Below are 10,000 nucleotides of genomic sequence, written 5' to 3'. Positions count from 1 at the left end.
CATCATAAGCTATCACCCTGGAGCTCGTGATTCTCTTTGATAGTAAAGCTCCTGCTCCTCCTACAGCTGCAAAATATACTGCCTTGTTGCGCACAATGGCATCCTTAACTGCCTGACTTCTCCTGCCTTTGCCTATCATTCCCTTAAGTCCGAGATCAAGCAGATCCGGCGCATATTTGTCCATTCTGCTTGCCGTGGTAGGACCTGCAGAACCAATTGGACGGCCTTCTCTTGCCGGGGATGGTCCCATGTAATATATGATGTTATGGTTCATATCTATAGGAAGTGCAGTTCCTTTTTCAAGTGCTTCAGCCATTCTCTTATGTGCTGCATCTCTTGCAGTATATATAGTTCCAGTAATGTATACATAGTCTCCTGCTCTTAAGCCGGCTGCATCTTCGTCTGATAATGGTGCATTTATATATCTGTCCATATGCTTATCTCCATTCTTTATATACAATTATACTAGATTACGCGGTGTGCATGTCTGTTGACATGACAACAGATATTAACTGCCACCGGAAGGCCTGCTATATGGGTCGGATATGTCTCTATGTTGACAGCGAGAGCTGTCTGTGTGCCTCCAAGTCCTCCAGGACCTATTCCGAGTCTGTTTATCTTATCAAGCATCTCTTCTTCAAGATCATTTACATATTGTATATCTGATTTGCAGTTGAGGTCTCTTGTAAGTGCTTTCTTCGCTAACAGTGCACATTTTTCAAATGTTCCGCCTATACCAACTCCCACTACCATAGGTGGACATGCATTAGGACCGGCATCCTTTACTGCTGTAAGTATTGCCTCTTTTACGCCTTCTATTCCGTCAGCCGGCTTAAGCATGAATATTCTGCTCATGTTCTCGCTTCCGAATCCCTTAGGTGCAACTGTTATCTCAACCTTGTCTCCGGGAACTATGTCATAGTGTATTACCGCAGGCGTATTGTCTTTGGTATTCTCCCTGATTATAGGATCTCCTACTACGGATTTTCTGAGGTAGCCTTCGGTATATCCCTGACGCACACCTTCGTTGACAGCATCCGTGATGCTGCCACCCTCAAAATGTACTTCCTGTCCGACATTCATAAATATTACTGCCATTCCGGTATCCTGACATATGGGAATCATATCTGATGATGCAATCTCAAGATTTTCCTTAAGCTGCTCAAGAACCTGCCTTCCAAGAGGTGATTCTTCGTTATCAACTGCTTTGTTGAAGACCTGCTTCATATCGTCAGACAGATAGTGGTTAGCTTCGATACACATCTGCCTGATGTTCTCTGTTATATCAGTTGTCTGTATTGTTCTCATCTTCGCTGTCTTCCTCGTCTTCTTCATCAAATCCGTCTGCGTCGTGATCATCACCATCCTGTGGCTTTCTTCTGACCTTTGAAACAGATGCAACAGTTACGCCATCTTCAAGATTAATCAGCTTGACACCTGATGTTATTCTTCCAAGTATTGATATATCCTGAGCCTTAATCCTGATAATTATGCCCTCTGTTGTTATGAGCATAATCTCTCTTGTGTCATCAACAGCCTTAACTCCGACTACATTACCTGTCTTTTCGTTGATCTTATAACACTTCACACCCTTGCCGCCACGGTGCTGTGTTGTAAACTCTTCTATCAGTGTTCTCTTGCCGAGACCTTTTTCCGAAACTATAAGAAGTGAATCTCCCTGACTGTCAATCTGCATGCCTACTACCTGGTCTTCATCCATAAGATCCATTCCTATTACACCCATTGACGTTCTTCCTGTAGGACGTACATCAGTTTCTTTAAATCTTATGCACATACCAAGCTTTGTAACGAGCATTATATCCTTGGTGTCATCAGTAAGCTTAACCTCTATAAGCTCGTCATTGTCACGTATTGTTATCGCCTGAATGCCATTTTTCCTGATATTGGAATATTCAGTAACCTTGGTCTTCTTGACAATTCCGTTACGTGTTGCCATAAACAGATAGTTGTTATCATTATATTCCCTTATAGGTATGACTGCAGTTATAGTCTCACCCGGCTGAAGCTGCAGAAGGTTGATTACCGCAGTTCCTCTTGCAGTTCTTCCTGCCTCAGGAATCTCATAAGCCTTCATTCTGTAAGCTCTTCCCGTATTAGTAAAGAACATCAGATAATGATGTGACGTTGTCATGAAAAGGTCTTCAATATAATCCTGATCAATTGTCTGCATTCCCCTGATACCCTTACCGCCGCGATGCTGTGCCTTGAAATTATCAAGTGTCATTCTCTTGATATATCCGAGGTTAGTTCTCGCAATAACAACCGGTTCGTCCGGAATTATATCTTCCATGGATATGTCAAACTCATCGAATCCGATAGATGTTCTTCTGTCATCACCATATTTGTCTGCTATAACAAGAATCTCAGTTCTGATTACGCCGAGAAGCTTCTTCTCATCAGCAAGTATTGCCTTATATTCCTCGATTTTCTTTATAAGTTCAGCATACTCTGCTTCCAGCTTGGCTCTTTCCAAACCTGTAAGAGCACGCAGACGCATGTCTACAATTGCCTGTGCCTGAACATCCGAAAGTTCAAATTCTTTCATCAGGCTTTCCTTGGCTGTCTGTACATTCTCCGAACCACGGATTATAGATATTACTCTGTCAATATTATCGAGAGCAATCATTAATCCCTGTAAAATGTGTGCACGCTCCTCTGCTTTGTTGAGGTCGTACTGTGTCCTTCTGGTTATGACTTCCTTCTGGTGCCTGAGGTAATATATCAGCATATCAAGAAGATTAAGTACTTTCGGCTGGTTATCTACAAGTGCAAGCATAATAACACCAAATGTATCCTGCATCTGTGTATGCTTAAAAAGCTGGTTAAGCACTATGTTAGGATTAACGTCTCTTCTCAGCTCGATTGATATTCTCATACCGCTTCTGTCAGACTCATCACGAAGATCCGTTATTCCATCTATCTTTTTCTCTCTTACAAGCTCAGCTATCTTCTCTATAAGCTTAGCCTTGTTGACCATGTAAGGAAGCTCTGTAACAACAATTCTGTTCTTGCCGTTGGCCATAGGCTCTATATCTGTTACGGCGCGGACACGAATCTTGCCTCTTCCTGTCCTGTATGCCTCCTCTATTCCCATCTTGCCAAGAATCATGGCTCCGGTAGGGAAGTCAGGTCCCTTAACAATATTAAGTATCTCCTCGATAGTTGTGTCTCTGTCCTCTTCAACCTGATTATCTATAATCTTAACAACAGCATTAATAACCTCGCGCAGATTATGCGGAGGTATATTAGTTGCCATACCTACCGCGATACCTGATGTTCCGTTAACAAGCAGATTAGGATATCTTGAAGGAAGCACCGTAGGCTCCTTCTCAGTCTCATCGAAGTTAGGTATAAAATCAACAGTGTTTTTATTTATGTCTGCCAGCATCTCCATGGAAATACGGCTTAATCTTGCCTCTGTGTATCGCATGGCGGCAGCACCGTCACCATCAACAGAACCGAAGTTACCATGTCCGTCTACAAGCGGATATCTTGTCGAGAAATCCTGGGCAAGCTTAACAAGTGCCTCGTATATTGATGAGTCACCGTGTGGGTGGTATTTACCCATTGTATCACCGACGATACGGGCACATTTTCTATGAGGCTTGTCAGGTCCGTTATTCAACTCTATCATTGAGAAGAGGATTCTTCTCTGCACAGGCTTCAAACCGTCTCTTACATCCGGAAGCGCTCTTGATGCGATTACACTCATGGCATAATCGATATATGAGTCTTCCATTGTCTTCTGCAGGTCTACATCATGAACCTTGTCAAAGATATGTTCATCCATTATTTTAGCTCCATTCCTTATGTGTTAAGATTTTCCACATCATATTCGTTAAATGTCAAGATTCTTAACATACTTGGCATTAGTTTCAATAAATTCTCTTCTAGGCTCTACCTTATCTCCCATAAGAGTTGTAAATGTTACATCCAGCTCAGATGCAGAATCATCATCCATATTCACTCTGAGAAGAATTCTCTTTTCCGGATCCATTGTAGTCTCCCAGAGCTGCTCGGCATCCATCTCACCAAGGCCCTTATAACGCTGTACCTTGTTGTTCTGGTCACGGCCGATCTCCGTCATGATATTATTAAGTTCCTCATCGCTGTATGCGTACCATACCTTTTTATTCTTCTCAATCTTGTAAAGCGGTGGCTGTGCAAGATATACATGTCCCTGCTTGATAAGCTCCGGCATGAATCTGTACAGGAACGTAAGAAGCAGCGTTGCTATATGCGCACCGTCAACATCGGCATCCGTCATAATAATTATCTTGTGATAACGAAGCTTGCTTATATCAAAATCATCATGTATTCCCGTACCAAATGCGGTAATCATCGCCTTTATCTCAGCGTTGCCGAGCACATGGTCAAGTCTTGCCTTCTCGACATTAAGTATCTTACCGCGGAGAGGAAGTATTGCCTGCGTTGCACGGCTTCTTGCAGTCTTGGCTGAACCGCCGGCAGAATCACCCTCAACAATATATATCTCACAGTTTTCAGGATTCTTATCCGTACAGTCTGCAAGCTTGCCCGGAAGACTTGTTGACTCAAGCGCGGTTTTACGTCTTGTAAGATCCCTTGCCTTACGCGCGGCATCCCTTGCTCTCTGTGCAAGCAGTGACTTCTCGCATATTGCCTTGGCAACCGCAGGATTCTGCTCTAAGAAATATGTGAGCTGCTCACTTACAACACTGTCAACTGCTGTACGTGCTTCAGTATTGCCAAGCTTCTGCTTGGTCTGTCCCTCGAACTGTGGGTCTTCAATCTTAACACTTACAATTGCAGTGAGACCTTCTCTTATGTCATCACCTGTAAGATTCTGGTCGCTGTCCTTAAGAATCCTGTTAGCCCTTGCATAATCATTGAATGTCTTGGTAAGTGCGTTCTTAAAGCCGGCAAGGTGTGTTCCGCCCTCCGGTGTATTTATATTATTAACAAATGTAAACGTGCTTTCAGTATAGGAATCATTATGCTGCATTGCAACTTCAACCTGTACATTATTTTTGACACCTTCACAGTATATAATCTGCTCATAAAGAGGAGTCTTGCTCTTGTTAAGATACTCAACAAATTCCTTTATTCCGCCCTCGTAATGGAACACTCTCTCCTGCTCAATACCTTCTCTCTCATCCCTTAAGATAATCTTAATTCCCTTGGTAAGGAATGCCATCTCTCTTAATCTCTGCTTGAGAATGTCATATTCATAAACCGTTGTCTCGGTAAATATCTCCTTATCAGGCAGAAAATGTACCATTGTTCCGGTCTCTTCCAAAGGACATTCACCGACAATTGTAAGCGGCTCCATTACCTTGCCGCGCTGGTATCTCTGCTCATAAATGTGTCCGTTACGCTTAACACGTACCTCAAGCCACTCAGAAAGCGCATTAACAACAGACGCACCTACACCGTGAAGTCCGCCTGATACCTTATATCCTCCACCGCCGAACTTACCGCCGGCATGCAGAATTGTAAATACTACCTCAACTGCAGGCTTGCCTGCCTTTGCATTAATATCTACAGGTACACCTCTTCCGTTATCAGTAACAGTTATCGAATTATCCTTGTTAATCAGCACGTCTATCTCAGTACAGTATCCTGCAAGTGCTTCATCTACGGCATTATCAACAATCTCATATACCAGATGATGAAGTCCTCTCGATGAGGTTGTACCAATATACATTCCCGGTCTTTTTCTTACAGCTTCCAGTCCTTCAAGAATCTGAATCTGTTCTGCACCATACTCTGCCAATTTTATATCCTCACTTTCTTAATATACATGTCCGTTCACTACTTTGAACACCTTGTCGAGACTGATTCTGTTATTAATAAACTCCTCTAATCCCGTACACGTAACTACAGTCTGTATGTCCCCCATACTCTCCATGAGAAAATTCTGTCTGTTCTCGTCAAGCTCCGATAATACATCATCCAGTAAAAGAATCGGTGTATCATTAATTGTCTGTCTTACAAGCTCTATCTCCGCTAACTTAAGTGACAATGCCGCAGTTCTCTGCTGTCCCTGCGAACCGTATTTTCTGACATCATTGCCATTTATATAAAAAATTATATCATCCTTGTGCGGACCGTAAGCGGTCGCTCCAAAGCGTATATCCTTATCTCTTGATGAAGCGGTACAGCTTCCGAGCTCTCCACTGTCTGCTGACGGAAGATACTCAATTTTCAGCTCTTCCCTGCCTCCGGACAACTTGGAATGTATTCTGCTGACTATATCATTGAGCTTTATTACAAATTCTGTTCTTCCCTTTATTACCTCTTCACCGTATCTGACGAGCTGCATATCCCACACATCAAGCGTATCCATGCTGTCAGGACGGAAAGCTATATCCTTGAGCAGCTTATTGCGCTGCATAAGAACCTTGTTATACTGCATAAGATTAAACACATAAACTTTATCAAGCTGGCTGAGCTCCATATCCATAAATCTTCTTCGCTCAGCCGGACCATCCTTGATGATATTCAGGTCCTCCGGAGAGAAAAAAACCATATTGACAATGCCGAACAGCTCTACCGAACGCTTCAGCGGTATACCGTTAACTGCAATGCCTTTTGCTTTATTCTTCTTGATGTGCATGTCTATACGGTAATCAATATCATTCCTGCATACAATCATCTTAATATGTGCTTCGTCACAGCCGAATCTTATAAGCTCTTTGTCCTTGCTTCCCCTGTGGCTCTTTGTTGTCGCACCTACATACATGGACTCAAGTATATTGGTCTTTCCCTGTGCATTATCGCCATAGATTATGTTAGTCTTATCGGATAATTCAATATTGAGTAATTCGTAATTTCTGTAATCTTTTAAATTAATTGACTTAACTATCATAATCTGTATGACTTTCCTGCTTTAATCTGTTAATCTTCAATCTTTATCTGTTCGCCGTCAAATTCAACGATGTCTCCACCGTGAAGCTTCTTGCCTCTCTGAGTCTCAACCTGTCCGTTAACAGTAACCTCACCGTCAGTAATAACAATCTTTGCTTCAACTCCGGATTCCACAAGACCGGCTGCCTTAAGCGCCTGACCGAGTTTTATATACTCGTCTCTGAGTTTAATTACCTGCATAAATACTCCATTCCAAACTGTAATCCTAACTGCATTTCTTACCTGTTTATTATCATTAAGCCGTAAAGTTGACAGGAAGAATCAGATAAATGTAATTCTCTTCCTTGTCACGTATGAAACATGGTGCCTTAGGATTAAGCAGATATATGTCGACGTTCTCATCATCTATCTTACCAAGTGCATCCATAAGAAACTTAGGGTTAAAGCCAATCATTATGTCCTTTCCCTCTTTTTCAACTGCAACATTCTCATTAAGTGAACCAATTGAAGATACAACCTTAACTTCCATATTGCCGTCAGTGATATTAAGAATAATCGGCTTTTTGTCGCTTTCTTTGATAAGCAGTGTTGCTCTGTCTATAGAACCAAGCATCTCTTTTTTATTGGCAGTAATCCTGGTCTCATAATCACTTGAAAGCATCTGGCTTATCTTAAAGTATTCACCCTCTATAAGTCTTGAAACAACAATAGTCTGGTCAAACTCAAACAAAATGTGATTATTTGAGAAATAAATATTCATCATGTCATCGGCATCTGTAGAAAGAATCTTGCTTATCTCGTTAAGCGTCTTACCCGGAACAACAACCTTTACATCATCTGCTCTTCCTTCAAGCTTCTTCTTACGTATGGCAATTCTGTGTCCGTCAAGTGCTACTACCTTAAGTTCTGAGTCAATAACCTCAAAAAGCTCACCTGCCATCATCTTATTGTTGTCATTAGGAGCTGTACAGAATATAGTCTGATTAACAAGCTCTCTCAATGCAAACTGTGAAAGTCTTATAGACTTCTGCTTTTCAATAACTGGAAGGAATGAAAAATCATCACCTGATTTACCTGATATATTGAACTTTGAATTCTCACAGGTAATCAGTGCATTGTAATTATCATCAGTCTGGATAGTAATATCATTATCAGGAAGCTTACGGACAATATCAGAAAAAATCTTTGCATCAATTGCAATCTTGCCCTTCTCAAGAATATCGCCTTCTACAATAGTCTCAATTCCAAGCTCCATGTCATTGGCAGTGAACTTGATCTGACCTTCGGTGGAATCAATCATTATACATTCGAGTATAGGCATTGATGTTCTGGTAGGAATTGCTTTTGAAACAATATTAACTCCCTTTGAGAGTTCTGACTTTGAAAAAACTAATTTCATGGAATATATCCTCCCTTTCGAAAATGTTGAAAAGTGAATGTGAAGAATTAACGGTGTCAAAAAGGCATATTTAAATAATTTACTTCCGTAGTATTCGTAGTAGGGGCTGTTAATAAGTTGATAACCTATTCCAGCCCTTGCGGTTACTGATAAAAAACGACTTAAAAAGTATGTTGAACGATCCTTAAATTTGTGTGGACAGCTCTTGATAACTCAAAATCGATTTTGGAAGCAAAAAATAAAAATGTTAATAATTAACCGGATTTCACCACAAATTAACAACAAAACTACAAAGTTATACACAAAAAACGCGAAAGTTATTAGACTTATCAACAAAATAACTTGTTAATAACTTTTATAAAACGGTTAAGAAGGGTTAATCTTTTTAATAAGTATCTCAATAAGGGAACGCGTCTCTATACTATTAGTAACTTCCTTATTAACCTTCCTGTAACCATGAAGAATTGTTGTATGATCCCTGTTACCGAAATAGCGTCCAATCTGCTCAAGCGGAGTATCGGTCATGGTACGGCACAGATACATTGCAATCTGTCGTGGCTTTGAAATCTCGGCATTACGCTTCTGGGATATAATATCCTCAGGAGTAAGATTAAAATGATCTGCCACGATCTGAATGATAAGTTCAGGAGTAACCTCACGCTTGTCCTCAGGTGATATAAGATCCTTAAGTGTATCCTCAGCAAACTCAACAGTGAGCGGCTGATGCGAAAGTGTTGAAAATGCTACAAGTTTTGTAAGCGCACCCTCAAGCTCACGGATACTTGACTTAATGTGTGTGGCAACATAATCCTTAACATCATCAGGAATATTATAGCCTTCGGCCTCAGACTTCTTATTAAGAATGGCCATCTTAGTCTCATATGTAGGAATCTGGATGTCGGCAGTAAGTCCCATCTCAAATCTTGTACGCAGACGTTCAGTAAGAGTCTCCATCTCCTTAGGCGGCTTATCTGATGAAATAACGATCTGCTTATTAGCATCATAAAGCGCATTGAACGTATGGAAGAACTCCTCCTGCGTACTTTCCTTACCGATAATGAACTGAATATCATCGATCAACAGCACATCAATATTACGATACTTATTACGGAACTCCTGATTAGTCATCTTCTGATTCTTCAGGGATTCAATCAGCTCATTGGTAAATGTCTCTGATGTAACATAAAGAACCTTAAGGTCAGGATTATTCTGCATGATAAAATGAGCAATAGCCTGCATAAGGTGGGTCTTGCCAAGTCCGGCACCTCCGTAGATGAACAGCGGATTATATACATGTCCCGGTGTCTCAGCTACTGCAAGTGCTGCGGCATGTGCAAGATTATTATTGTTACCAACGACAAATGTCTCAAATGTATAGTTAGGTTTAAGTCCCATATTCACTGCTTCGGCAGAACCGGATACATTGGCTCTTGCATTAAGCTTATGAATCTCTTCTTTATGAGTCTTGGCATCCTTGTCAGAAATAAGCTTAACATCCAGTTCTTCTCCGACAATCTCACCTATAGTAACTTTGAGAGGAACAAGATATTTTTTTTCTATGTAGTTAATTCCCATGTTCTCCATAGGCGCAGTTACATAAACAGTAGAGTCTTCTACTGCATAAAGCTTGAGAGGAAGAATCCATGTATTGAATGAGATATTCTGAATCTCATATTCCTCTTTCATGGCTTTTAAAATATCATCCCATTTTTCCCTGATTAAATCTTCCAT

General features: G+C 41.0%; 8 protein-coding genes (1 of these 8 cut by a window edge). All 8 read right to left on the bottom strand.

The window, feature by feature from the left end; genetic code table 11:
* Positions 1-433 carry the 5' portion of a Fe-S-containing hydro-lyase gene (locus tag NQ488_00040; GenBank protein ID UWN95747.1) on the bottom strand. It extends 119 nt beyond the left edge of the window, so the window shows 433 of its 552 coding nt (coding positions 1-433); it begins with the start codon at positions 431-433; the stop codon falls past the left edge of the window.
* Positions 434-465: 32 nt separating this feature from the next.
* A complete protein-coding gene (locus tag NQ488_00035; GenBank protein UWN97182.1) occupies positions 466-1,308 on the bottom strand; it encodes a fumarate hydratase in 843 nt (280 codons plus the stop codon).
* Entirely contained in the window at positions 1,286-3,811 is a 2,526-nt protein-coding gene (gene gyrA, locus NQ488_00030) for a DNA gyrase subunit A (protein UWN95746.1), read from the bottom strand. Before gyrA ends, NQ488_00035 begins: the two co-directional genes overlap by 23 nt.
* A 48-nt stretch (positions 3,812-3,859) precedes the next feature.
* On the bottom strand, positions 3,860-5,776 hold the full coding sequence (gene gyrB / locus NQ488_00025) for a DNA topoisomerase (ATP-hydrolyzing) subunit B (GenBank protein ID UWN95745.1): 1,917 nt from the start codon (positions 5,774-5,776) through the stop codon (positions 3,860-3,862).
* 18 nt (positions 5,777-5,794) lie between these two features.
* Positions 5,795-6,871, bottom strand: coding sequence for a DNA replication/repair protein RecF (recF, locus tag NQ488_00020; protein ID UWN95744.1), 1,077 nt, complete (start codon positions 6,869-6,871; stop codon positions 5,795-5,797).
* 29 nt (positions 6,872-6,900) lie between these two features.
* On the bottom strand, positions 6,901-7,110 hold the full coding sequence (locus NQ488_00015) for an RNA-binding S4 domain-containing protein (GenBank protein ID UWN95743.1): 210 nt from the start codon (positions 7,108-7,110) through the stop codon (positions 6,901-6,903).
* Positions 7,111-7,165: 55 nt separating this feature from the next.
* Positions 7,166-8,269, bottom strand: coding sequence for a DNA polymerase III subunit beta (dnaN, locus tag NQ488_00010; GenBank protein UWN95742.1), 1,104 nt, complete (start codon positions 8,267-8,269; stop codon positions 7,166-7,168).
* Between the two features lie 366 nt (positions 8,270-8,635).
* The gene (gene dnaA, locus NQ488_00005; GenBank protein UWN95741.1) at positions 8,636-10,000 is read right to left on the bottom strand and encodes a chromosomal replication initiator protein DnaA; all 1,365 of its coding nucleotides are present in this window, start codon (positions 9,998-10,000) and stop codon (positions 8,636-8,638) included.

It is taken from the genome of [Bacteroides] pectinophilus (assembly GCA_025146925.1).
GTDB classification, from domain to species: domain Bacteria; phylum Bacillota; class Clostridia; order Lachnospirales; family Lachnospiraceae; genus Bacteroides_F; species Bacteroides_F pectinophilus.
The sequence above is the reverse complement of the archived record's forward strand: the minus strand, read 5'-3'. Positions and strand labels throughout refer to the sequence as shown.